The 22,873-nt window shown below is 66.3% G+C and carries 21 protein-coding genes; 4 read left to right on the plus strand and 17 right to left on the minus strand.

What is annotated here, in order from left to right; all coding sequences use genetic code 11:
• Positions 1–12: 12 nt before the first annotated feature.
• On the minus strand, positions 13–633 hold the full coding sequence (locus C795_RS0114530) for a response regulator transcription factor (RefSeq protein ID WP_017794478.1): 621 nt from the start codon (positions 631–633) through the stop codon (positions 13–15).
• Entirely contained in the window at positions 630–1,910 is a 1,281-nt protein-coding gene (locus tag C795_RS16205; RefSeq protein ID WP_083879341.1) for a sensor histidine kinase, read from the minus strand. Before C795_RS16205 ends, C795_RS0114530 begins: the two co-directional genes overlap by 4 nt.
• 180 nt (positions 1,911–2,090) lie before the next feature.
• Here C795_RS16205 and C795_RS0114540 point away from each other — a divergent pair, with 180 nt between their 5' ends.
• Together C795_RS0114540 and C795_RS0114545 are read left to right on the plus strand one after the other, a co-directional pair.
• The gene (locus C795_RS0114540) at positions 2,091–2,582 is read left to right on the plus strand and encodes a hypothetical protein (protein WP_017794480.1); all 492 of its coding nucleotides are present in this window, start codon (positions 2,091–2,093) and stop codon (positions 2,580–2,582) included.
• Positions 2,583–2,631: 49 nt separating this feature from the next.
• Positions 2,632–3,888, plus strand: coding sequence for a winged helix DNA-binding domain-containing protein (locus C795_RS0114545; RefSeq protein WP_017794481.1), 1,257 nt, complete (start codon positions 2,632–2,634; stop codon positions 3,886–3,888).
• 32 nt (positions 3,889–3,920) lie between these two features.
• Here C795_RS0114545 and C795_RS0114550 read toward each other — a convergent pair whose 3' ends face one another.
• The 5 genes from C795_RS0114550 to C795_RS0114565 all read right to left on the minus strand — a co-directional run bounded on the left by C795_RS0114550 (position 3,921) and on the right by C795_RS0114565 (position 9,953).
• Positions 3,921–4,604, minus strand: coding sequence for a LuxR C-terminal-related transcriptional regulator (locus tag C795_RS0114550; RefSeq protein ID WP_017794482.1), 684 nt, complete (start codon positions 4,602–4,604; stop codon positions 3,921–3,923).
• 9 nt (positions 4,605–4,613) lie between these two features.
• Positions 4,614–5,597 (minus strand): sensor histidine kinase, encoded by a 984-nt coding sequence (locus C795_RS16360; protein ID WP_017794483.1) that lies wholly within the window; start codon positions 5,595–5,597, stop codon positions 4,614–4,616.
• Positions 5,598–5,603: 6 nt separating this feature from the next.
• A complete protein-coding gene (locus C795_RS17635; protein WP_017794484.1) occupies positions 5,604–5,942 on the minus strand; it encodes a sensor domain-containing protein in 339 nt (112 codons plus the stop codon).
• Positions 5,943–6,044: 102 nt separating this feature from the next.
• Positions 6,045–6,536 (minus strand): peptide deformylase, encoded by a 492-nt coding sequence (def, locus tag C795_RS0114560; protein WP_017794485.1) that lies wholly within the window; start codon positions 6,534–6,536, stop codon positions 6,045–6,047.
• Between the two features lie 18 nt (positions 6,537–6,554).
• A complete protein-coding gene (locus C795_RS0114565; protein WP_017794486.1) occupies positions 6,555–9,953 on the minus strand; it encodes a pyruvate carboxylase in 3,399 nt (1,132 codons plus the stop codon).
• 191 nt (positions 9,954–10,144) lie between these two features.
• Here C795_RS0114565 and C795_RS0114570 point away from each other — a divergent pair, with 191 nt between their 5' ends.
• Positions 10,145–10,945 (plus strand): ParA family protein, encoded by an 801-nt coding sequence (locus tag C795_RS0114570; protein WP_026139719.1) that lies wholly within the window; start codon positions 10,145–10,147, stop codon positions 10,943–10,945.
• A gap of 91 nt (positions 10,946–11,036) precedes the next feature.
• Here the strand turns inward: C795_RS0114570 and C795_RS0114575 are convergent, their stop codons facing one another.
• The 4 genes from C795_RS0114575 to C795_RS0114590 all read right to left on the minus strand — a co-directional run bounded on the left by C795_RS0114575 (position 11,037) and on the right by C795_RS0114590 (position 14,512).
• Entirely contained in the window at positions 11,037–11,612 is a 576-nt protein-coding gene (locus C795_RS0114575) for a MerR family transcriptional regulator (protein WP_017794488.1), read from the minus strand.
• A gap of 153 nt (positions 11,613–11,765) precedes the next feature.
• The gene (ftsR, locus tag C795_RS0114580; protein WP_017794489.1) at positions 11,766–12,443 is read right to left on the minus strand and encodes a transcriptional regulator FtsR; all 678 of its coding nucleotides are present in this window, start codon (positions 12,441–12,443) and stop codon (positions 11,766–11,768) included.
• A gap of 1 nt (position 12,444) precedes the next feature.
• A complete protein-coding gene (locus C795_RS0114585; RefSeq protein WP_017794490.1) occupies positions 12,445–12,906 on the minus strand; it encodes an FHA domain-containing protein in 462 nt (153 codons plus the stop codon).
• Between the two features lie 133 nt (positions 12,907–13,039).
• A complete protein-coding gene (locus C795_RS0114590) occupies positions 13,040–14,512 on the minus strand; it encodes an XRE family transcriptional regulator (RefSeq protein ID WP_017794491.1) in 1,473 nt (490 codons plus the stop codon).
• Positions 14,513–14,670: 158 nt separating this feature from the next.
• On the opposite strand from C795_RS0114590, the gene aceB reads away from it, so the two are divergent.
• On the plus strand, positions 14,671–16,323 hold the full coding sequence (gene aceB / locus C795_RS0114595) for a malate synthase A (RefSeq protein ID WP_017794492.1): 1,653 nt from the start codon (positions 14,671–14,673) through the stop codon (positions 16,321–16,323).
• A 79-nt stretch (positions 16,324–16,402) separates the two neighbouring features.
• On the opposite strand, the gene mnhG is transcribed toward aceB, so the two are convergent.
• Genes mnhG through C795_RS0114625 form a run of 6 tightly spaced genes read right to left on the minus strand, consistent with a single transcriptional unit; the run spans position 16,403 to position 22,668 of the window.
• Positions 16,403–16,804, minus strand: coding sequence for a monovalent cation/H(+) antiporter subunit G (gene mnhG / locus C795_RS0114600; RefSeq protein ID WP_017794493.1), 402 nt, complete (start codon positions 16,802–16,804; stop codon positions 16,403–16,405).
• Complete coding sequence (locus C795_RS0114605; protein WP_017794494.1) at positions 16,797–17,105, minus strand: monovalent cation/H+ antiporter complex subunit F; 309 nt, start codon at positions 17,103–17,105, stop codon at positions 16,797–16,799. Before C795_RS0114605 ends, mnhG begins: the two co-directional genes overlap by 8 nt.
• Positions 17,102–17,662, minus strand: a complete 561-nt coding sequence (locus C795_RS0114610) for a Na+/H+ antiporter subunit E (protein WP_017794495.1) — start codon at positions 17,660–17,662, stop codon at positions 17,102–17,104. The genes C795_RS0114605 and C795_RS0114610 overlap by 4 nt, the downstream gene beginning before the upstream one ends.
• On the minus strand, positions 17,655–19,307 hold the full coding sequence (locus C795_RS0114615; RefSeq protein ID WP_017794496.1) for a Na+/H+ antiporter subunit D: 1,653 nt from the start codon (positions 19,305–19,307) through the stop codon (positions 17,655–17,657). Before C795_RS0114615 ends, C795_RS0114610 begins: the two co-directional genes overlap by 8 nt.
• Positions 19,304–19,795 carry a Na(+)/H(+) antiporter subunit C gene (locus tag C795_RS0114620; RefSeq protein ID WP_033349868.1) on the minus strand — a complete coding sequence of 164 codons (492 nt, stop codon included), beginning with the start codon at positions 19,793–19,795 and terminating at the stop codon, positions 19,304–19,306. The genes C795_RS0114615 and C795_RS0114620 overlap by 4 nt, the downstream gene beginning before the upstream one ends.
• The gene (locus C795_RS0114625) at positions 19,792–22,668 is read right to left on the minus strand and encodes a Na+/H+ antiporter subunit A (RefSeq protein ID WP_017794498.1); all 2,877 of its coding nucleotides are present in this window, start codon (positions 22,666–22,668) and stop codon (positions 19,792–19,794) included. Before C795_RS0114625 ends, C795_RS0114620 begins: the two co-directional genes overlap by 4 nt.
• Between the last annotated feature and the right edge of the window lie 205 nt (positions 22,669–22,873).

A 22,873-nucleotide genomic window follows, 5' to 3' on the forward strand; every position in this document is an offset into this window, starting at 1 on the left:
AGCTGAACCTCGCTAGATCCACCCCTGTTGCCAGGCCTGGTCGGCGGCCTCGTGCCGCGAGCTCGCCCCGAGCTTCGCCATGGCGGACGATAGATAGTTGCGCACGGTGCCGGGCGAGAGAAACAGCTGCTCGGCGATCTCCTGCACACTCTTGGTCGACCTACTCGAGCGCAGCGCGTCGAGCTCTCGGTCCGTGAGCGGGCAACGCTCTGCCGTGAGCGCCGCCGCCGCGATCTCCGGGTCAATGTAGCGCTTACCCGCGGCAACGTCGCGAATCACGTTCGCCAGCTCTCCAGCGGGGGTCGACTTCGGTACGAAGCCCGCGACCTGCTCGGCGAGCGCACGGCGCAGCACCCCGGGGCGTGCGTGCCGCGTCACGATGATGATGCGCGGGCTACCGTGCTCAAGAATCGCTTTGGCTGCGTCGAGCCCATCGGCCTGCGGCATCTCGAGGTCGAGCAGGCAGATGTCGGGCTGCACCTCACGCGCCAGTTCTGCCGCGGTCACGCCATTGTCTGCGCTCGCGACCACCTCGATGTCGGGCTCGAGCCCGAGCAGCGCCTCGAGGGCCCCTCGAATCAGGTGTTCGTCGTCGGCAATGAGCAGTCGAATCTTGCTCGTCTGGTCGTTCATGCGTTCACTCCTCCGAGCGTCGATACGTTCGTCACGCGGGCCGGAACTCGCACGCGCAGGCTAAATTCGTCGGCCCGTAACTCGTGGCTCAGCGTGCCGCCAATCTCCTCGACGCGGCTCGTGAGCCCGGCGAGACCCGACCCGGCGAGGCCCGATCCGGCGGTGGCTGATCCGGATCCCATGGCGCCGTTGTTCGTGAGCTCGAGCTCGCAGGCACCGTTGGTGTGGCGTAGCGTTATCGCGGCGCGCGAGGCGTTGCTGTGACGCAGGATGTTCGTGGTGCCCTCGCGCACCGTGAGCGCCAGGGCGCGCTGCACGCGCGCATCGGACGGTGCCGACTCCAGTTGCAGGGTGCATTCGGTGCCCGCGAGGCTGAGCACCTCGCGGGCGTTCTCGAGCTCGTCCTCGAGCGCCACCTCGCGCAGCCCGGCTACGAGGGATCGGGTCTCTTCGAGCGCCTGCTTGGCGATCAACCGGATCTCGTGGACCTGCGCGGCAGCCGCCGCGGGGTCGAGGTCAAGCATGCGTTCGGCGAGCTCGGACTTGAGGGCGATGACCTGCAGGTGGTGCCCTTGAATGTCGTGGAGGTCGGAGGCGAAGCGCAGCCGCTCCTGCGCGACCGCGAGTTCTGCGGCGACTCGCCGGCTCTCGTCGAGCCGGGTCACCACGCCCCACCACCACAGGCTCGCACGCAGCATGAACGGCATTGCGGCCGAATACACCGCCACCAGCCACAGGTTGCTGCCGTACATGTTGTCGGGAATGGTGAAGCCCGCGGGCCAGTGCACCACGATGGGGGCGAGCGTGATCGCTGCGGCGAGCGCGATGAGCAGCCACTGACGTGACTTGGGGGCGAAACAGGTCAGGAGTGAGCCAGCGAGCCAGAGCGGGATCGCCGCCAGCAGGCTCGAGGCGGGCTGCGTGAAGCCGATGACCCAGGCGAGCATCGCGGGGGCGACGAGCGCGGCAAACCAAGCGTTTCCTGGTGAGGCCTGCAGGCGAAGGAACCAGCAAAATCGAATCTGTACCGCCGACGCGACGAGGACTGCCAGCACCAGTACCAACGCTGCCGCGCTACCCGTGGCACGGTACGCCGCCGTCAGGTCGAGCACGAGCAGCGCGTCGATCACAACGAAGAAGAACACGATCGACCCGAGGGTGAACGCCCAGGTCGCATTGACCCCGGCGTCGGGCCCGGCGGCTTGCGGTTCGCGTGCCGCGGATTCAGGCGACACGGTTCCAGGTGCAGAGCGTTCATGTGCAGAGGGGCTGGCCATTTCACCCAGTCTAGGCCAGCCTCCCAAACCGACACCCGTGACAAATGTCACGAGAATTCAGTGCGTGAGCGCACGCGGAGTCATGACACTGCGGCACTACTCGGCCCGGTTGATTCCCGAGAAACTTGAATCATCACCGCGGCACTCCGCCCGACCTGCCCCACCATCGAAAGGCCCATCATGATTGACGCACTGCAGAACTTCACCACTTCGCTCCCCGAGTTCTTCCAGTGGTTCGGCGTGCTGCTCATCTCGGCCATTCCATTTGTCGAGTCCTACTTCGGCTCGGCCATCGGCGTGATCGCCGGCATCAACCCCATCGTGGCGGTGGGCGCCGCGATCGTCGGCAATATCCTTTCGATGCTCGCCTTCGTGCTGAGTTCACACAGCGTGCGCACCAAGGTCCAGGCCCGGGCAGGCGCTGTCCAGGCGGGCGATCTGAAGCCGCTGTCGCCGCGCCGCGAGAAGCTGCGCGAGCGCTTCGACCGCTGGGGCGTTCCCGGAGTGAGCCTGCTGGGTCAGCTCTTGCTGCCGAGCCAGATCACGTCGGCGGCCATGGTCTCCTTTGGCGCGTCAAAGAACACGGTGATCCTGTGGCAGGTCATTTCGATCATTCTCTGGGGTACCGTGTTCGGCACGCTGGCAGCGCTCGGCGTCACGGTCATCGGCTAGCCGGCCCGGAGTTGAGCGCGGTGCTCGGGTCGGCGCATACACTTGCCGCATGACCACCGCGCTCACCCCATCCGAGCTCCTGCAGCTGCGCATGCGTGCGCAGCTGCTTTCGCGTTCCCGTGAGGCCTCCGGTGCCTCCAGCGGGCTGGGCGCGTTAGCCACTGCTGATCCGGATCCCGGTCAGTTCAGCGGACCACAGCGCATTGCCGCGGTCACGAGACACATGCTTGCACTCCAAGGGCAGGATTGGCCGTCGTCCCGCTGGGCGCTCGGGGTGCGAGCCCCCGGCACGGGTGTCGCTGACGTCCACGCGGCGTTTGACGAGGGGTTGATCGTAAGGTCGTGGCCAATGCGCGGCACGGTGCACGTGGTCGCGGCGGAGGACATCGGGTGGATGCAGGAGCTCACCTCGGCGCGGGTGCTACGCGGCGCGGCAAAGCGGCGAGAGTTCCTGGGCCTCGATGACGCTACGCTTGAGCGCGTCGTCGAGGCGTCGCTCACCGCGCTCGCGGGTGGCGCGAGACTCACCCGCGAGGAGCTTTCGGACGCGTGGACGGCGGCTGGGATCGAGTGGCAGAGCAGCTGGCGATATCATCTCGTGTGGTGGCTGTGTCAGAACGGTCTCGCGGTGCTGGGACCGGTGTCGCAAGCAGGCGCCGCCCGCGAAACTGCCTCGAGCGAGCCGCTCATTGTGCGCGCCGAAGATTGGATCAGCGCACCCCGTCGGCTGAGCGGCGACGAGGCCTTGTGCGAGCTCGCGGCCCGGTACGCGGCCGCCCGTGGCCCGGTGACGGCAAAAGACTTGGCCTGGTGGGCTGGCCTCACGATGGGCGACAGCAAGCGAGGGTTGGCGCTCGCAGCTGAGTCTGGAGCCCTCCAGCAGGTCGCGGTGGCAGGATCCCTCGCACCGCACTGGTGTGCCGGGGAACTCTTGGGCGGCGCAGTGGGCGTGGGTTCCGACCCTGACGCCGTCCCCAGCTCCAGCCTGCTGCTCCCCGCGTTCGACGAGCATCTTCTGGGATATACGGATCGCTCGCCGCAACTGGACCCCGCACACTTCGATCGCATCGTACCCGGCCGCAACGGGGTATTCCGTGCCACGGTGGTCGCTGGCGGCCCCGCATCGCGTGGGGTGGTGCACGGCACATGGCAGCGAGCCCGCAGCTCCGGCTCCAACGGTACCTCGGCCCGCATCGTCGCGACTCCGATGCCGGGCTGCGAGCTCCTACCCGAAGATCTCACTGAGCCGGTTACACAGTGGGCGCAATTTCACGGGTTCGCCGGGGCGAGCGCCGAAGTCGTCTGAGCGAATCGGGCACGACACCGCTTTACTGCGCGTTACCGTGCGTTCTGCAGGTAGGTGAGTACCGCGAGCACGCGCCGGTGCTCAGAACCCGAGTACTGCAGCTCGAGCTTCTGAAACACCGAGGTGACGTGCTTCTCCACCGCCCCCGTACCGACGAACAGACGCTCGGCGATGCCCGTGTTCGTGCGCCCCTCGGCCATCAGACCCAAAACCTCGCGCTCGCGCGGGGTGAGCGTTGCCAGCGGGTGGGCCCGCTGGGTGAGCATCTCGCGCACAACCTGCGGGTCGAGCACGGTGCCGCCCGCACGTACCCGGGCCACCGCATCCTCGAGCTCTGCAAGCAAGGCCACCCGGTCCTTGAGTAGATAGCCCAGGCCGCCCGTCACACCGTCGCCGGGGCTCGCGGCCACGAGCTCGCGCGTGTAGCTGCCCTCGACGTACTGGCTCAGCAGCAGTATCCCGACGGAGGGGGCGCGCCGACGCAGCTCGAGGGCGGCCTGCACCCACTCGTCGCGAAACGTGGGTGGCATACGCACGTCGAACACGACGAGCTCGGGCCGCGTCGCGTCAAGCTCGTCGAGCAGCGAGATGGCGTCGCCGTAAACGCCGACGACGTCACACCCGGCTTCTTGAAACAGCCGCACGAGTCCCTCGCGCAAAAGCAGCGAGTCTTCGGCAATGACGAGCCTGAGCGGAGATGCGATGTCTGCAGTCACTCGTCTACGCTACCCCGCTGTCAGCGGAATGCGAGCGGTGACCGTCGTGGGCCCGCCCACCGGGCTGTCGAATTCTAAGGTGCCGCCGAGTCCGTGCAGTCGCTCGGCGAGTCCCGCGAGCCCATGGCCGTCACGGAACACCGCCCCGCCTTTCCCCGTGTCCTGCACGCGCAGCACGAGTTCGGTGTCGCTCGGCGCCTCGAGGTGCACTGTGACCGTCTGCGCGTCCGAGTGTTTCGCCGCGTTCGTGAGCAGCTCCGCTGCCACAAAATAGGTGCTGCGCTCAATCTCGGGCGCAAATTCCCTTCCCTCATCGATCGTGACGTCGAGCATCACCGGGACGGGGCTGCGCTCGGCGAGCGAAGTGAGGCCTGCGATCAGGCCGCGATCCTGCAGGATCGGCGGGGCGAAGCCGCGCGACAGCGCACGAAGTTCCTCGAGCGCGTCGTGGGCCTGCGTGCGCGCCTCTGCGAGCATCTCGCCCGCGGCCTGCGGGTCACGCTCGAGTCGGCGCTCTGCCGCGGCAAGGTCCATCTGCAGCCGGACGAGCCGCTGCTGCGGGCCGTCGTGGATGTCGCGCTCGAGCCTGCGCAGCGACCGGTCCTCGGCCTGCACCGCAGCCCCGCGCGACGCGGCGAGCGCCGCGACCTCCTCGCGCAGCAGCGCGGTGCGCCCTGGGCTGAGCAGCGCGGCCGCGGCGGCCCAGTGCGCAAGGGTCAGGCTGCGGGTCACCAGCGGCAGCGTGACGAGCGCGACCACGCCCACCACGAAGTACAGCACGTTCTCACCGACCACGGGATCAATGACCCAGGTGTTTCCGGGGAACGAGGCGTCAAGAATCACGCGGTGCAGCAAGATGTTCTCACCCGTCATCGGAATGAAGCGGATCCAGAACCAGTACGTGGTGCCACTGAGTCCCAGCACGGCCCAGGTCAGCGCCACACTCCAACTCACGATGGCGAGCACGGGCTGCACGAGCCCCGCGTGCAGCAAGTACCGCTACGACGCGCCGTCGCGCAGCGGCGTGAGCGTGCGAGAGATGAACCCCCGCGCGGGGTCGGGCACGGGCCACACCGGCGAGGCGATCGCGGGCCGACCCGCGCGCCGCAGCCGTTCGCGTTCCAACCGCCCGAATGCGCGGGCCGCGAGTAGCGCGCCGACGAGCACGAAGAGGCCGACGGTAAACACTACAAGCGAGACGCCGAGTGCCACAAGCGTGATGAACACGGTCATGCCCGCCATCGCGATCGGCAGCCCGAGTAACAGGTATCCCAGTTCCCCGGGCATGCGTCGCCACAGGTCAACGATCAGCGACGGGCGTGAAGAGACTTCGTTCATGCTTCAATTCTTTCGGCCGGCGTGGGAGCAAGAAAGCCCGCAGACCCCCCGAATCCGGCCGGGGGTTATCCCCCGGCCGCGGGGCCTGCGGGCGCCTTCTCGCTAGAACCAGGTCGAGGTGCGGATCTGGCGCATCGCCTCGCCACGCGCCTCGCGGTCGAGCCTTGAGATGTAGAGCTTGCCGTCGAGGTGATCGCATTCGTGCTGCAGGGCCTGCGCCAGCAGGCCCGATCCGGAGATCACGACCTCACGGCCATCGAGATCGATGCCGCGTACGGTCGCTCGCGGGTACCGCAAGACGTCGAACCACAGGTCGGGCACCGACAGGCAGCCCTCGCCCGTGGGCACGGGCTCCCCCGCAAGCTCGACGATCTCGGGGTTGAGCACGTAGCTCACCTCGCCGTCAATGTGCAGGCTAAACGCCCGCTGGTGGTACCCAATCTGCGTGGAGGCGAGCCCCGCGCGGCCGTCAAATGCGACGGTGTCGCACAGGTCGGCCACGAGGGCGCGCACTCCATCATCGATGGTTTCGATCGGCTCGCACGCTGTGCGCAGCACCGGATCACCGAACAGTCGAATATCTCGAATCGCCATAGCTTCCGAGCTTAGCGCCTAGCCGATCACCGCGATGAGATCGCCCGATTCGAGGCCACGGGTGCCCGTGAACACGAGGCGTTCGATCGTGCCAGCCACCTGCGAGGTGATCGCGGCCTCCATCTTCATCGCCTCGATCGTCGCGATCGGCTGACCGACCTCGACCTCGTCGCCCACCGAGACGTTCACCGTTACGGTGCCCGAGAACGGGGCCGCCGTGTGGCCGGGCAAGGTGCGGTCGGCCTTTTCGGCCGCGGGCGTCTGCACCGCGGCCGAGTCGTCCTTTACGTAGACCTGCCGCAGCTGACCGTTCATGCGCACCATGACTGTGCGCACACCCTTGTCGTCGGCGGCACCGATGGCTTCGAGGCCCACGTACAGGCTCACGCCCCGCGCCAGCTCGAAGATGCGCTCCGTGCCCGGCTCGAGGCCGTACAGGTAGTCCGCCGTGTCGAGTACCGAGAGGTCGCCGTACTTCTCGCGGACCTCGTCGAACTGGGCCGTGGGGCCGGGGAACAGCAGACGGTTCAGCGTGGCCTGGCGCGTCGCGCCCGGTGCGAGCAGCAGCGCCTCGTCTGCGGTACTTACCGGCGCCACCTCACGGTTCACTTGCCGCCCCGCGAGGACCTTGGAGCGGAACGGCTCGGGCCAGCCGCCCGGAATCTCGCCGAGCTCGCCCGCGAGGAAGCCGACGACCGAATCAGGCACGTCATAGCTGCCCGGGTTCGCCTCGAAGTCGGCCGGGTCGGCGTCAACGGCGGCGAGGTGCAGGGCCAGGTCGCCCACGACCTTGGAGGACGGCGTCACCTTGGGAATACGTCCGAGGATCCGGTCGGCCGCCGCGTACATGTCCTCGATCTTCTCGAAGTTCTCCGACAGTCCCAGCGCGATCGCCTGCTGGCGCAGGTTGGACAGCTGGCCGCCGGGGATCTCGTGCGTGTACACGCGCCCCGTGGGCGACGGCAGGCCCGATTCGAAGGGCTTGTACAGCGACCGCACCGCGTCCCAGTACGGCTCGAGCGCAAACACGGCGTCCTGCGAGATGCCCGTGTCGCGATCGGTGTCGGCGAGTGCCGCCACGAGCGCCGACATCGACGGCTGGCTCGTCGTGCCCGACATCGGGGCCGAGGCGACATCGACGGCGTCGACGCCCGCGTTCGAAGCCGCGAGCAGGGTTGCGAGCTGGCCACCCGGGGTGTCGTGCGTGTGCAAGTGCACCGGCAGATCGAATCGTTCACGCAGCGCGGTCACGAGCGTCGCGGCGGCCTGCGGGCGCAGCAGCCCTGCCATGTCCTTAATCGCGAGCACGTGCGCGCCAGCCTCGACGATCTCGTCGGCGAGGCGCAGGTAGTAGTCGAGTGTGTACTTCGTCTCGGCCGGGCTGGCGAGGTTGCCCGTGTAGGCCATCGCGACCTCGGCGACCGCCGTACCGGTTTCGCGCACCGCGTCGATCGCGACGCGCATCTGGTTGACGTCATTGAGCGCGTCAAAGATGCGGAACACGTCGACACCGGTCTGCGCTGCCTCGGCGACGAAGCCGCGCGCCACACTCGCCGGGTACGGGGTGTACCCGACGGTGTTCTGGCCGCGCAGCAGCATCTGGATCGGAATGTTCGGCATGGCCTCGCGCAGCGTGGCGAGTCGCTCCCACGGGTCCTCCCCCAGGAATCGCAGCGCGACATCGTACGTCGCGCCACCCCAGGCCTCCACCGACCACAGCTCGGGCGTCATACGCGCCACGTACGGTGCAACGCGGGCGAGGTCCCGGGTGCGCACGCGCGTCGCGAGGAGCGACTGATGCGCGTCACGGAACGTGGTCTCGGTGACGGCGAGCGCACGCTGCTTGCGCAGCGCCTGCGCGTAGCCTTCGGGGCCTAGTTCGAGGAGCTGCTGACGGGCGCCCGCGGGGGCAGCGGCAGCCAGGTCAATCTGGGGCAGCTTCGACGCCGGATCGATGTGCACCGGGCGTACGCCGTTGGGCTGGTTCACCGTCACATTCGCGACGTGCTGCAGCATGCGGGTTGCGCGATCCTTGGGCTTGTTCATCGCGAGCAGCTCGGGGCGCTCCTCGATGAACGCGGTCGATACGTCACCGGCTTGGAAAGCCGGATCGGCGAGCACGGCCTGCAGAAACGGGATGTTCGTGGAGACGCCGCGGATGCGGAACTCGGCGAGCGCACGCAATTCGCGCGCCACGGCATCACCAAAGGTGCGGCCTCGGCAGGTGAGCTTCGCGAGCATCGAATCGAAGTGGGGACTGATCTGCGCACCCACGTCGATCGTGCCGCCGTCGAGGCGCACGCCGCCGCCGCCCGGCGAACGATATGCCGTGATCCGGCCCAGGTCGGGGCGGAACCCGTTGGCGGGGTCCTCCGTCGTGATGCGGCACTGCAGCGCGACACCGCGCAGCTGGATGCGATCTTGCGTGAGCTCGAGCTCTGCGAGTGTGGAGCCCGATGCGATGAGCATCTGTGCGCGCACGAGGTCGATGTCGGTGACCTCTTCGGTGACCGTGTGCTCTACCTGGATGCGCGGGTTCATCTCGATGAAGACGTGCTGGCCTTTGCGCTCACCCTCGGTGTCGAGGAGAAACTCGACGGTGCCGGCGTTCTCGTAGCCAATCGACTTCGCGAATGCGACGGCGTCGCGCGTGAGTGCGTCGCGCGTGGCCTGGTCGAGGTTGGGGGCGGGTGCAATCTCCACGACCTTCTGGTGGCGACGCTGCACCGAGCAGTCGCGCTCGAACAGGTGCACGGTGGCACCCGTCTTATCGGCGAGCACCTGCACCTCGATGTGGCGCGGGCGCAGCACGGCCTGTTCGATGAACATGGTGGCGTCACCAAACGCGTTCTCGGCCTCGTGCATCGCCGACACGAGCGCCTCGCGCAGATCCTCGGCACGCTCCACGCGGCGCATGCCGCGACCGCCGCCGCCGGCGACTGCCTTCGCGAACAGCGGGTACCCAATCTCCGCGGCGCCCGCGATCAGCGCGTCGAGGTCGGTCGACGGGGGTGTCGACTGCAGCACGGGAACGCCGGCAGCAATCGCGTGCTGCTTCGCGGCGACCTTGTTGCCCGCCATCTCGAGCGCGAGGCGGCCGGGGCCAATGAACCGGATCCCCGCGGCATCTGCGGCGGCAGCGAGCTCGGGGTTCTCAGAAAGGAAACCGTAGCCGGGGTAAATCGCGTCTGCGCCGGACTCCTGTGCGACGCGAACAATCTCGTCAACGCTGAGGTAGGCACGCACGGGGTGCCCCACCTCGCCGATGAGGTACGCCTCGTCGGCCTTCAGCCGGTGCAGCGAGTTTCGGTCTTCGTAGGGGAACACGGCCACCGTGAGCGCGCCAAGTTCGTGAGCCGCGCGGAATGCGCGGATAGCGATCTCGCCCCGGTTCGCAACAAGTACCTTCTTGAACATGCGAAAAACTCCTCTGTTTTACTTCTTCGTCTTCGGCTGCCCAGGCCAGTGAACTTGTTCGATATCAAGATACATGTTCCGCGCAGATCCACCGACATGTACGGCGATCCCTGCGGCATCTTTTCACCCGAGGCATGCCACGCCGCAGATTCTGCAGCTCTTTGGCGGGGCGAATCGACTACACTCATGACGTGCATGTATTGAGTGTGAGCTCCCTTAAGGGCGGCGTCGGCAAAACCACTGTGACGCTCGGCCTTGCGTCCGCTGCGTTTTCACGCGGCCTTCGAACCCTGGTCGTTGACTTCGACCCGCAGTCCGACGTGTCGACCGGCCTAGCCGTCAATCCCGAGGGTTTTGCCAACGTCGCAGACGTTTTGGAGAGCCCCAAGGAGAAGACTGTGCGCGCCGCAATCGCACACAGCGGCTGGAACGACTACCACGAGGGCGGCGTCATCGACCTCATGGTCGGCAGCCCCTCCTCCATCAACTTTGACGGCCCGCACCCGTCGACGCGCGACATCTGGAAGCTTGAGGAAGCGCTCGCGATCCTCGAGACCGAGTATGACCTCGTGCTCATCGATTGCGCCCCCTCTCTGAATGCACTGACCCGCACCGCCTGGGCCGCGAGCGACCGAGTACTGGTCGTCGCCGAGCCCAGCCTGTTCGCGGTCGCCGCAACGGACCGTGCACTGCGCGCCATCGAGGAGATTCGCCGCGGAGTCAGCCCCCGCCTCCAGCCACTGGGCATTCTGATCAACCGCACCCAGCCCCAGTCGCCTGAGCACCAGTTCCGCATTCGTGAGCTGCGCGAGATGTTTGGACCGCTCGTGCTCAACCCCCAGCTGCCCGAGCGCACCTCGCTGCAGCAGGCCACCGGTGCCGCGAAGCCCGTGCACATGTGGCCCGGCGAGGCCTCGCAGGAGATGGCCGCCAACTTTGACACGATCCTCGACCGTGTGCTGCGCTCGGCAAACATGAATACCGACCGCTAAACACAGCACTGCACACACAGAAATGCCCCGCTTCTCCGAGAGAGAGGCGGGGCATTTCTGTGTGTGGCTGAAGCCGCGAAAGGCGAAAGGCCTAGGACGTTTTCTTCTTGCTCGTGCGGCGGTGCGCCAACTCGTCCACGTGGCTGATCGATTCGCCCACCTCGCGGTGCTCGTCCATATCGATGAGCGACGACTCGACCTCGCGCAGCACCTTACCCACGGCGATGCCGAACACGCCCTGCCCGCGGCTGACCAGGTCGATCACCTCGTCGCTCGACGTGCACAGGTACACGCTTGCCCCGTCGCTCATCAGCGTCGTCTGTGACAGATCGTGCACGCCAGCCTCGTGCAGCTGCGCGATAGCGGTGCGAATCTGCTGCAGCGAGATTCCCGTGTCCAGCAGGCGTTTGACGAGCTTCAGCACGAGGATGTCGCGAAACCCGTAGAGTCGCTGTGATCCGGATCCCTGGGCACTGCGCACGGTGGGCTCGACGAGCCCCGTGCGTGCCCAGTAATCGAGCTGGCGATAGCTAATTCCGGCGGCGCGGGCAGCGGTGTTGCCCTTGTAACCGTTCGCGTTGGGGCGGGGCAGTCCGTCGTCAAAGAGCAGATCAGGTGCGATCGAGCTTGGCTGCGCGTGCGTATCGCGCGGCTCAGAGTTCTCCATCACGTCCCTTTCCCTCGTCGACACCACGGTGGCCCCGAACTCACACAACGCTACCCACCAGACACCCCCGAGGCAACGACCTCCGCACCCCAGTTTGTGCGTGTCGGCGAACGGCCGCGGGAGAGCGTTGAGTTGGTGCGGTTTGGCTGCCGATTAGCTCGCGCCGAACCGGCGGCGCAACACGCCGGAGCGCACCGTGTCGAGATGCGCGGCGAGCTCGAGAGAGTCTTCGACACCGCGCGGGGTCGCGCTTTTCACGCCGCGGCTCGTGACCGCGTGAGCAATGAGCTCGGCCTCGCGCTCGGCCGCAACCCGCAGCGCCCGCAGATGCTGCGGGGTGATGCCGCACTCGGCGAGATGCAGAAGCGACGTGAGCTGCGGTGCTGCGTCGCGAGGAAACACCTCAGCGGCGGGCATGAGTCCCGCCGCAATGGTCTCGCCCAAGAATCGTTTGGAGGCGCCCGTGATCCGGCACAGCTCCTCGCCGCTCAGTACCCGACGCGGCGTGAAGATGCTGGAGACGCTGCGCGGAGCGGCCCCGGGAATCACGGGGTCGCGGCCCGCGTCGACCTCCTCGAGCACCTCCGCGATGACCTTGAGCGGCAGGTAGTGATCGCGCTGCAGCGACAGGATCATGCGCAGGCGCTCAATGTGTGACTGTGCGAACTTGCGATAACCCGACTTCGTGCGCTCGGGCGTGACAAGCCCCTGCTCTTCGAGGAAGCGCAGCTTGGACGGGGTGAGATCCGAAAAGTCGTCGTGGAGCAGGGAGAGCACCTGGCCGATGCTCAGCAGCTCACGCGACGACCTCGCGGGTTGGGGTGAAGCCACCCTAGACGCTCTCGAGATCGAACCGCGAGGCGAAGAAGGTGAAGCGGTACTTGCCAATCTGCACCTCTGCGCCGTCGGTGAGCTCGAGCTCACCGTCGATGCGCGAACCATTGCAGAAGGTGCCGTTCAATGACCCGCGATCTACCACTGAGAACGTCGTGCCGTTGCGGCGAAACTCTGAGTGGCGGCGCGACACGGTGACGTCGTCCAGAAAGATGTCGACTGCGGGGTGGCGGCCAGCGATCGTGAGATCGCGGTCGAGCAGAAATCTCGCTCCCAAATCGGGTCCGCGCCGCACGACTAGCAGTGCCGCACCCGAGGGCAGCGACTCAACGGCTTCCCGTTCGTCTACCGAAAGATCCGTCGCGTGGGATCGGATCATGGCACCCAGGTCATCGCGAAACTGCTGGGTAGCGCGCGCCTCAGTGTGGTCGGATCGCCGGGGATGAAATTCAGCGTTCATGTCCCACTCACTTCCAAACTCGTGACGGTTGGGCTTGCGCCCTTGATGTTCTTCTACGCTATCGCAGCGGGCTGCGCTTATGCACCTCGTGCCCCGGATTCGGGCTGAGAAAATGGGGCCGCGCGTGGCGGTGTCACCATTCCGACTCGTGACGTTCCAAGAAGGCATACACCTCGTTGGTGTCCACGCCGGGGAAGGTGCCCGTAGGAAGCGCCGCCAGCAGGCTCGTGGGGGTCGAGGCCTCGGGCCACGCGGAGGCCTCCCACTTGCGGGTGAGGTCTCCTGATGCGCGCCGGCAGCAGCGGTCGTCGGGGCAGTTCGAGCTCGTGCGGTTGGGGGTCTCGCGGCCGCGGAACCACCTCACGTCCTCGAATTTTACGCCCACACTCACCGAGTACAGCCCCTCCTTGGCCTTCTCAACGCGGGACGTGCACCAGTAGGTGCCGCCCGCAGCCATGTCGGTGTACTGGTACCAGGGGTTAAACCGGTCGGGCTGGTCGAACACGGTGCGCGCGGTCCAGTTACGGCAGACGTAGGCTCCCTCGAAGTTGCCAAGCGCATCAGATGGAAACCGTACGCCATCGTTTTCGTACGCCTTAATGAGGGTGCCTGACTCGTGGGCCTTCATGAAGTGCACCCGCAGGTCGAGCTTTTCGGTGGCGAGGTTTGTGAACCGGTGAGCGGCCATCTCGTACGACACACCAAACGCGTCGCGCAGATCCTCCATCGAAATGTGGCGCTCGCTCTTGGCCGTGCGCAGATGGTCGGCGGCCGCGTCCTCAGGCAGCAGCACTGCTCCAGCAAGATAGTTTGCTTCCACTCGCTGGCGCAGAAACTCACCGTAGTTGCGCGGCTCCTCGTGCCCGCACACCACGCTCGCGATCGCCCGCAGCACCGGCGCCCGAGCATCACGCGACGGCAGGTTCGCCCCCAGGTAGATGCGCCCATTCCTGCGGTCAATCACCGAGCGCGTGGAGTGTGGAATATCCGACACGTAGTGCAGGCTGAATCCGAGTTTGGCGGCGATGTTTGAGATTGCCTGCTGGGAGACGGGCCCACCCGCGTACCCGACCGTCCCCAGCAGCCCCTGGGCTGCTCGCTCGAGATCCGGATAGTAGTTGCCCACGACCCGCATCTCGCCGCGCAGTTCGGTGTTGGCCCGCCGCGCTTCCTCGGGGGTCGCGGCCCGCTCGCGGTGCAATCGCTCGACCTCCTGGTGCAGCCCGTGCAGCGCCTGCAGTGTTTCGTCGCTGGTGGCCTTGGACACGCGGATGGGGGCGAGCCCCAGCGACCTGAACACTGCGCCGCGCTGTGCCCGCTCGACGGCGATCTCGAGCGCGGCTCGCTCGCTCGGGGCCTCCTCGACGAGCAGTTCGTCCACGGTTGAGCCGAGCGCCAACGCGATCGCGCGCAGGAGCGGCAACCTCGGCTCGCGCTTGCCGTTCTCGATCCCCGAGAGCTGCGAGGGCGCGCGATCCACCGCCGCTGCGAGCTGTTCGAGGGTCATTCCGAGCTTGGTGCGGCGCTCGCGGACCCGCCGCCCCAGCGTCAATGCATCGCCCGCGTCACTCGTCACTGGCTCGTACACCCCGGTTAGCGCTGTCATGCCTCCATGCTGCCAGGTCCTCGTTTTTCTGACAAGTAGAAATATCGCGAATCTTCACCCCCAATTTGGCGCGTGGGGCGCCCTGTTCCTCCCCCATCATGGAACTACACCGCAACATTCACCCCACACGTTTCGCATCACACCCAAAGGAAGACATCATGACCATGACGCAGGCGGCCCCGCAGTCCACCCGATTCGCCGCCCCAGCCCCGAGCCCGAGCATCGAGATTCTCGGACGGCCGTTCCATCGCAGCGACGAGATCCTCACCCCCGAGGCGCTCGCGTTCCTCACCGAGCTGCACAGTCGCTTTGCCACCACGCGCCATGAGCGCCTTGCCGATCGTCAGCGCCGCCGCTACGAGATCGGCAATGGCCGCGACCCCAAGTTTCGCGCCGACACCCGCCACATTCGCGAAGATGCGAACTGGCGCGTAGCCGGCCCCGGCCCCGGCCTCGAGGACCGCCGCGTCGAGATTACCGGCCCGACCGACCCCAAGATGACCATCAACGCCCTCAACTCGGGTGCCCGCGTGTGGCTTGCCGACCAGGAGGATGCCACGAGCCCGACCTGGACGAATGTCATCGGCGGCCAACTGTCCTTGTTTGACGCAATTCGCGAGCAGCTCGAGTACACGAGCCCCGAGGGCAAACAGTACCGAGTCACTGCTGAGCACACGCCAACGATCGTGATGCGCCCCCGCGGCTGGCACCTCGTTGAGAAGCACCTGCGCTTCGTCGATGCGCAGGGGCAGGCCGGCGCGGCCTCCGCCAGCCTCGTCGATTTCGGCCTCTACGCGTTCCACAACGCCCGCGAACTCGTCGCACGCGGCCGCGGCCCTTACTTCTACATCGCCAAGATCGAGTCGAGCGAAGAAGCCAAGCTGTGGGACGACATCTTCACCTACACCGAACAGGCCCTCGGCCTCGCGCACGGTACGATCCGTGCGACGGTGCTCATCGAGACCCTGCCCGCCGCGTTCGAGATGGAAGAGATCCTCTACGTCATGCGCGACCACATCGCGGGACTCAACGCGGGCCGCTGGGACTACATTTTCTCGATCATCAAGAACTACCGTGGCCGCGGCGCCCGGTTCGTGATGCCGGATCGCAGTGAGGTCACCATGACGGTGCCCTTCATGCGCGCCTACACCGAACTGCTCGTGAAGACGTGCCACAAGCGCGGCGCGCACGCCATCGGCGGCATGAGCGCATTCATCCCGAACCGCCGCGACCCCGAGGTCACGGCCCGCGCCGAGGAGAAGGTGCGTGCCGACAAGAGCCGCGAGGCCGCCGACGGTTTCGACGGCACTTGGGTCGCTCACCCCGACCTCATCGGGGTGGCGCAGGCAGAGTTCGACGCGGTGCTGGGCGATCGCCCCAACCAGGTCGACCGCCAGCGTGAAGACGTCAACGTGACGGCCGCTCAGCTGCTCGATGTGCACATCGGCCGCGACATCACCGAGGCTGGCGTGCGCGAGAACGTGTCGATCGGCCTGCGCTACATCGAGGCCTGGCTGCGCGGCCACGGTGCTGTCGCGATCGACAATCTCATGGAGGATGCCGCCACAGCCGAGATCAGCCGCTCGCAGATCTGGCAGTGGATCCATCAGGATCAGCGCACCGCAGAGGGCACCCGCATCACGGCTTCGTGGGTGGCCGAGCTGGTCGCCGAGGCCGTGGCCGGATTCGACCGGCGCGAGGGTGACCGCTTCGAGGACGCGGTTGACCTGTTCTCGGACGTCGCACTCGGCGATCAGTTCCCCACTTTCCTCACCGTGCCCGCCTACAGCAGGTATCTCATAGACGCATAAGCGGCTGGAGAGAGGCACAATGCCCCGGATCACATCAGTGATCCGGGGCATTGTGCCTCTCGGGCGAACGGCAGCGCCGCTAGCGGTAGAGCGTATCGCTGCGGTCGATCGCGGGGCCGAGCTCATCGAGCACCATCGTGGCGTCGTCGACCTGTCCGGCGCGGTACGCCGCGCGACCCACCATGTGGGCCGCCACGGGCGCGGTGAGCGATTGGAACACAAATACCGGCACGAGCGCCGCGAGAGTCGCAAATGACCGCTGGTCAAGCGCCACGGCGGTAATCGTCAGCAACAGACCGAAGATTTGAGGCTTGGTGGCGGCGTGCAGCCGGGTCAGCGCGTCGGGAAACCGCATGAGCCCAATCCCGGCAGCGACAGACAGCACCGCAGCGAGCACGACGCACACGAGCGCGGTCACATCCATGATGTTCGCGAGCACGCTGCCGTCACGCAGCGCCTCGGCGACCTCGGCCTCAAACATTGTTCCCCGTCTCGGGCTGGGCGACCGGCGTGACGCGTTGCCTGCGCACGTATCGTGCAACCACGATCGTGGCGAACGTGGCCGTGGCCGCGATGGCGGTCATGAGGGGAATGGAGTCGGTGTGCCCGCGTACGACCATGTCGAGGCCGAGAGCCAGCATTAGCGTGGTCAGCAAGACGTCAGAGGCGATCATGCGATCGAGGAGCGTGGGCCCCGCGATGATGCGCACGACCGTCAACATCGCGGTGATAGAGAGCCCGACTCCCGCTGTGATCGCGAGCACCAGCAGTGTGAGGCTCATCCCTGGCTCCCCTCGTGTTCGGTTTCGTTCGCCGGCCGAAGGGTGCCAAAGGTGCGCACGAGCAGCCGCTCGATGCGCAGCACCTCGCGCCGCATGGCGGTAATCTCGCGCTGGCTCGGGGTGTTCAGCACGTGCAGGTACAACACGGACTCGTAGCGGTCAACATCGGCGACGAACGATCCGGGAATCAGCGAAATCGTCAGACCCACCGTCGTGAGGATGAAGTCAGATTTGGTGTGTAGTCGCACCCCAATGATCGCCACCGGTGGAGTGGGGCCCGGGCGCACAGCGAGCCAGGCGACCTGCCACGAAGCTTTGGCGACGTGCCACAGAAAGTACACCAGGTAATGCAGGCCGTGCAAGACATGGATCCGACCCGCAAGTTCGACGGGCGGCAGGTAGAAGACACGCATCACGACGATCGCGACGATCACGCCGCTCACGATCGACAGGGGTGACAGTTCACCCCACATCAAGGCCCACAGCGCGACGAGTCCGATCATGAGCGGCCACTCGTGGACGCGCACCGCGCGCTCGAGACGTCGAAGCTCACTCATCTGCACCTCCTGCGGGTTCCGTCTGGCCGCTCCCCCCGCCACCTTGACCGGGGGTATCCCCGAGCACCAGGCCGACCAGCTTGCTGGGCTCTGCCATTGTCTCACCCGCGCGGGTCGCGTAGGCATACAGCGGGCCCGCGAACACGGTGAGCGCGATGCTGACGGCGACCATGCCGGTCGTGGCCGTCAGCATAAGCTTCGGAATGTCCTTGCGATCCTGCAGTGGGCCGGCATCGGGGGCATCCTGCAGCTTCTCGATCATCGCGTCCTCGCGGGCGCGCAGCACCATGGCCTCGGTGTTGGGGGTGACCGTCTTGGCGGCCAGCGTGCGCCGAGGCCGCCAGAAGGCCAGCACCCAGGCACGGGCCAGCGCATACAGCGTGAGTAGCGAGACGAGCGCCCCGACCCCCATCAGCCAGTAGGCGCCAGGGCTTGCCAGGTCGGCGGCGGAGGTGAAGAGGCCCACCTTGCCGATGAATCCCGAGAAGGGCGGGATGCCCCCCAGGTTCAGCATGGGAATGAAGAACAGCACCGCGATGATCGGTGAGCGTCGCATGAGACCGCCGAGCTCGGCAAGAGACGTTGTGCCGCCCTCGCGCTCGATCAACCCCACCGCGAGGAACAGGGTCGTCTGGACGATGATGTGGTGCGCGATGTAGTAGATCGTGGCGGCGAATCCGGCCGCATTCGCCATGCTGATGCCGAAGATCATGTAACCGATGTGGCTAATGAGCGTGAATGACAACAGCCGCTTCACGTCGAGTTGTGACACCGCTCCCAGGATCCCGACGATGAGCGTGAGCCCGGCGACCACCATGAGCACAGGGTCGACGCTGGACTGCGGAAACAGCTGGGTCTGACTTCGAATGATGGCGTACACGCCCACCTTGGTCAGCAGACCGGCAAATACCGCGGTGACGGGGGCGGGGGCCGTGGGGTAAGAATCGGGCAGCCAGAAGGACAGCGGGAAGACCGCGGCCTTGATGCCGAAGGCGATCAACAGCGCCAGGTTGAGTAGCAGCTGCAACTCGCTCGGCAGCTCGGCGATCCGCACCGTGAGCTGCGCCATGTTGACCGTGCCCGTGGCACCGTAGATCAGGCCGATCGTGGCGAGGAACAGGAGCGAAGACACGAGCGAGACGACGACGTACGTAACGCCCGCGCGAATGCGCTGCGCTGTTCCCCCTAGCGTGATGAGCACGTAGCTCGCTACGAGCAAGATCTCGAATCCCACGTAGAGGTTGAACAGGTCGCCCGCGACGAACGCGTTAAACACACCAGCGCCCAGCACCAGGTAGGTCGGGTAGTAAATGGAGACGGGCGTCTCATCGTCACCGTCTGCGAGACCCTGCCCGATGGAGAAGAGGAACACCCCCAGCAGCACAATCGCCGAGACGGTGAGCATCAGCGCCGAAACACGGTCGACTACGAGCGCGATACCGAACGGGGCGGCCCAGCCACCGACCTCCATCACGAGCGTGCCCTGTGTGTCCACGACCCACATCAGGGTGCCCGAGATGGCAACGGCGGCGATCAGCGCGGTGAGCGTGATGCCCTGCTGCAGACGCCGGCGCCCGGGCAGGGCGAGCGTGATCGCCGCAGCCACGAGCGGCACAAGGACAATCATAGGGACGAGCGCGGTCATGAGCGTGCCTTCCCTGCTGACGGCCCGGCTTCATAGCCGGATGTGTCGGAGTCGTCAGAAATGTCGTTGTCGTCTGAGGTCTCAGGCGTCTCGGCCACGTCCTCATCGGTGACCTCGTCGGTCGCAAGCGCTTCGGTCGAGCCCAGATCGAGATCGGACTCGTCATCGCGCACGACATCGCTGCGGTCTTGCGCGAGCCGCCAGGAGCGGTAGATCAGCGCCAGCAGGAAGGCGCTGACCCCGAACGTGATCACGATTGCGGTGAGGATAAACGCCTGCGGCAAGGGATCGCTCATGTCGCCATCACCCCCACCGACAATGGGGGCGCGGCCAAATGATCCGGACATCAGAAAGATAAGCAGATTCACGCCGTTACCCACGAGCAGAAAGCCCAGCAGAATGCGGGTCAGGGTGCGGTCGAGCATGAGGTAAATGCCGCAGGAGATCAGAGTCACCATTACAAGTACCAGTATCAGTGGCGTGGTCACGATGTCTTCGCCTCCTCCTGTTGCGCCGCAGCGTTATCAATTTCTTCGTGCACGTCGATTTCGGAGCCGAGGCTGCGCAGCACGTCGAGCACGAGCCCGAATACGACCAGATAGACGCCCACGTCAAAGAGCGTGGAGGTCACGAGCGGGATCGAGCCGAACCAGCCCAAGTCGATGTCAATCCATGACGAGGCGAGGGCCGCTTGCCCGAAGAACATGGGCAGCAGCGCCATGCTCAGTGCGAGCGCGAGGCCCGTGCCGAGGATCCGGCCCGCGTCGAGGGGAACCGTGGCGCTGAGTTCGTACCGGCCGCCCGCGAGGTAGCGCGCGACGAGCGCGAGGCCCGCCACAAGCCCGCCCGCGAACCCGCCGCCCGGGGAGTTGTGACCGGACAGGAGCAGGAACACCGACAGGATGATCAGGCCGTGGAAGATCAGGCGCACGACGACCTCGAGCAGGATCGACCGGTTCGCGGGATCCAGGGTGCGGCCCGCGAGCAGCCATGAGGTGCGCTTCGCAGGATCGTTGGGGTCGGCAACGCGACGCAGGTTGTCGCGCACCACGGTGCGCGCGTCCCTGCGCGAGATCTTGGGGCGCAGGTCGGCCCGGGTGCTGAGGAACACGAGCGAGGCGACGCCGGTCGCCGCGGCGAGAATCACCGAGAGCTCGCCCATCGTGTCCCAACCGCGAATGTCGACGAGCATCACGTTGACGACATTGCTGCCGTGCCCGCCGAGATACGCGAGCTCTGGGAGTTCGAGGGAGATGGGGTCGGCAACGCGCGCGCCGAGTGAGATCACCGCTGCGCCTCCCAGCGCGAGCCCGGTGCCAATTCCAATCGCGGCACGGGCCCAGCGCGCGGGCCGCTTCACCGTAATGTTGAGTCGCTGTGGCAGGCGCCGAATCACGAGCACGAACGCGATCAGAGTGACCGTTTCGACAAGGGCCTGTGTGAGCGCGAGATCGGGGGCGCCGTGGGTGGCGAAGAGCGCTGCCATCCCGTAACCGGTGACGCCCACAAGCACGACGGCCTGGAACCGTGTGCGGGCGCGCAGCGCGAAGCACGCGGCCACGATCATCAGAATCGCAATCGGCAACTGCGCGGGCGACGTGATCAGTGCGTACTCACCGGGCCAGATGTCGGCCCACAGCACAACACCCCCGATGGTACCGGCCGCAACGATCAGAATGACCGAGAGGTAGAAGGGCAGGGAGCCGCGCTGCGTGATGGACGTGGTGCGCACGGCGATCGTGTCGACCCACTGGGTGATGGCCCAGTAGACGTGGGCTGCGGTGAAGCGCTCGGGAGGAGCCGGCAGCGGACGTGAGCGCCGTGCGAGGAGGACGAAAAGCAGCAACCCGCCCGCAATGGCAACTGCCGAGGCAGCAAGGGCCGGCGTCCAGCCGTGCCACAGCGCCAGGGACTCGGCATCGCTGGGCCAGCCGGCGGTGAGTAGCGCGTCCAGCCAGGGTGCGCAGACGCCCAGCGCGAGCGCGAGTGCCGCGAATATTGCCGGAGCGACATAAATACCACGGGGTTGTGCGTGCAGGATGGGCGAGGCTGTGGCCCCGCGCTTCGTAAAGAAGGCCCCCCAGTAGAAGCGGCCCATGTATGCCACGGTGAGGATGCTGCCAGCGAGCGCGACCCAGAACGCCGTGAGCGCGATCGGATCGCCGTCAAGCATCTCAGTGAACGCCGATTCTTTTGCGATAAATCCGACGAATGGGGGCAGCCCGGCCATGGATGCCACGGCGAAGGCCGAGATCACGGCCAGGGTGGGCAGCGACCGCGCGAGCCCGCTGAGCTCGCGCAGATCGCGGGTGCCCGTGGCGTGGTCGATGACTCCGACCGTGAGAAAGAGTGGGGCCTTGGCTGCCGCGTGTGCGAGTAGCAGCGCGATACCGGCGAATGTGGTGGCAGGTGTGCCGATGCCAATCACCATGACGAGCAGACCCAGCTGGCTCACAGTGCCGTGCGCGACCAGGAGCTTGATGTCGAACTGGCGCAGCGCCCGGATCCCTCCCCCGAGCATAGTGATCGCGCCGAGTGTGACGAGCGTGACCCGAAAGCCCGGGACGTCGGCGAACCCGGGGGCGAGTCGAGCGATCAGGTAGACGCCGGCTTTCACCATTGCGGCGGCGTGCAGGTAGGCGCTGACCGGGGTGGGGGCCGACATGGCGCCGGGGAGCCAGAAGTGGAAGGGGAAGATGGCGGACTTCGAGAGTGCGCCGAGCAGCACGAGGTAGACGGCGACGGTCGAGACGGTGCCGGTGGGGGCCGCATCGATGATTCCCGCGAGCGAGCTCGTGCCGGTCGCGTTGACGAGCAGGACGAGGCCGACGAGCATTGAGAGGCCACCGAAGGTAGTGACGATGAGGGCCTGGAGAGCTGCGGCGTTGGCGGTTCTCAGCCTCGTGACGTGGCCAATCAGCAGGAACGAGAAGACCGTAGTGGCTTCCCAGAAGATAAAGAGCAGGTACACGTTGTCGGCGAGCACCAGGCCAAGCATGGAGGCGGTGAAGCCCATGAACACAGCCGAGAAGCGGGCGAGGCCAGCCTCCCCCACTTCAAAGTAGTACGCACAGTAGAACAGCACGAGGGCGCCGGCCCCCGTGACCAGCAGCGCGAACACCGCGCTGACCGCATCGAGCCGCAATCCGATCGTCATGGAGAGCTGTGGCACCCACTCGTGCGTCTCGACGAGCGTGCCGCCCTGAAAGACGGGCAGGCTGAGTCCCAGGACCCAGGCAAACATGCCAGCCATGAGGCCCGCGAGAAGCAGAAATGCTTTAGGCCCGAGCTTTGCTACGACGGGGTGAATACAGAGAGCGCAGAGTGCGAGGACGAGCAGCATGCTGGTCATTGCACCCATAGGCTGCCTGCTTTCTCTTGGTTCGTCGTATGGTCTTCGTTCATCCTATCGGGCGCACGGAGAGGCTTGCTTGGGGCTTGCCGGGGCAGGCAAGAGTCGCGAAAAACGCGTGACGTGGAGCGCTGCGGGGCAGCCACTGTGTTGCTTGTTTTTGGGCATAAAAAGGGGGCTAGTTCACATAATCGTGAACCAACCCCCACTAAAA

Origin of the sequence: Leucobacter salsicius M1-8 (genome assembly GCF_000350525.1) — a bacterium.
Taxonomy (GTDB): Bacteria; Actinomycetota; Actinomycetes; order Actinomycetales; family Microbacteriaceae; genus Leucobacter; species Leucobacter salsicius.

Excerpts from the sequence above, each read along its gene's own strand:
- C795_RS0114605 (WP_017794494.1), bottom strand. The coding sequence starts at position 17,105 with ATGAGCCTCACACTGCTGGTGCTCGCGATCACAGCGGGAGTCGGGCTC.
- mnhG (WP_017794493.1), bottom strand. The coding sequence starts at position 16,804 with ATGTTTGAGGCCGAGGTCGCCGAGGCGCTGCGTGACGGCAGCGTGCTC.
- C795_RS0114545 (WP_017794481.1), top strand. The coding sequence starts at position 2,632 with ATGACCACCGCGCTCACCCCATCCGAGCTCCTGCAGCTGCGCATGCGT.
- C795_RS0114590 (WP_017794491.1), bottom strand. The coding sequence starts at position 14,512 with ATGACAGCGCTAACCGGGGTGTACGAGCCAGTGACGAGTGACGCGGGC.
- def (WP_017794485.1), bottom strand. The coding sequence starts at position 6,536 with ATGGCGATTCGAGATATTCGACTGTTCGGTGATCCGGTGCTGCGCACA.
- aceB (WP_017794492.1), top strand. The coding sequence starts at position 14,671 with ATGACCATGACGCAGGCGGCCCCGCAGTCCACCCGATTCGCCGCCCCA.
- C795_RS0114625 (WP_017794498.1), bottom strand. The coding sequence starts at position 22,668 with ATGGGTGCAATGACCAGCATGCTGCTCGTCCTCGCACTCTGCGCTCTC.
- C795_RS0114610 (WP_017794495.1), bottom strand. The coding sequence starts at position 17,662 with ATGAGTGAGCTTCGACGTCTCGAGCGCGCGGTGCGCGTCCACGAGTGG.
- C795_RS0114575 (WP_017794488.1), bottom strand. The coding sequence starts at position 11,612 with ATGGAGAACTCTGAGCCGCGCGATACGCACGCGCAGCCAAGCTCGATC.
- C795_RS16205 (WP_083879341.1), bottom strand. The coding sequence starts at position 1,910 with ATGGCCAGCCCCTCTGCACATGAACGCTCTGCACCTGGAACCGTGTCG.
- C795_RS17635 (WP_017794484.1), bottom strand. The coding sequence starts at position 5,942 with ATGAACGAAGTCTCTTCACGCCCGTCGCTGATCGTTGACCTGTGGCGA.
- C795_RS0114540 (WP_017794480.1), top strand. The coding sequence starts at position 2,091 with ATGATTGACGCACTGCAGAACTTCACCACTTCGCTCCCCGAGTTCTTC.
- C795_RS0114565 (WP_017794486.1), bottom strand. The coding sequence starts at position 9,953 with ATGTTCAAGAAGGTACTTGTTGCGAACCGGGGCGAGATCGCTATCCGC.
- C795_RS0114585 (WP_017794490.1), bottom strand. The coding sequence starts at position 12,906 with ATGAACGCTGAATTTCATCCCCGGCGATCCGACCACACTGAGGCGCGC.
- C795_RS0114530 (WP_017794478.1), bottom strand. The coding sequence starts at position 633 with ATGAACGACCAGACGAGCAAGATTCGACTGCTCATTGCCGACGACGAA.
- C795_RS0114615 (WP_017794496.1), bottom strand. The coding sequence starts at position 19,307 with ATGACCGCGCTCGTCCCTATGATTGTCCTTGTGCCGCTCGTGGCTGCG.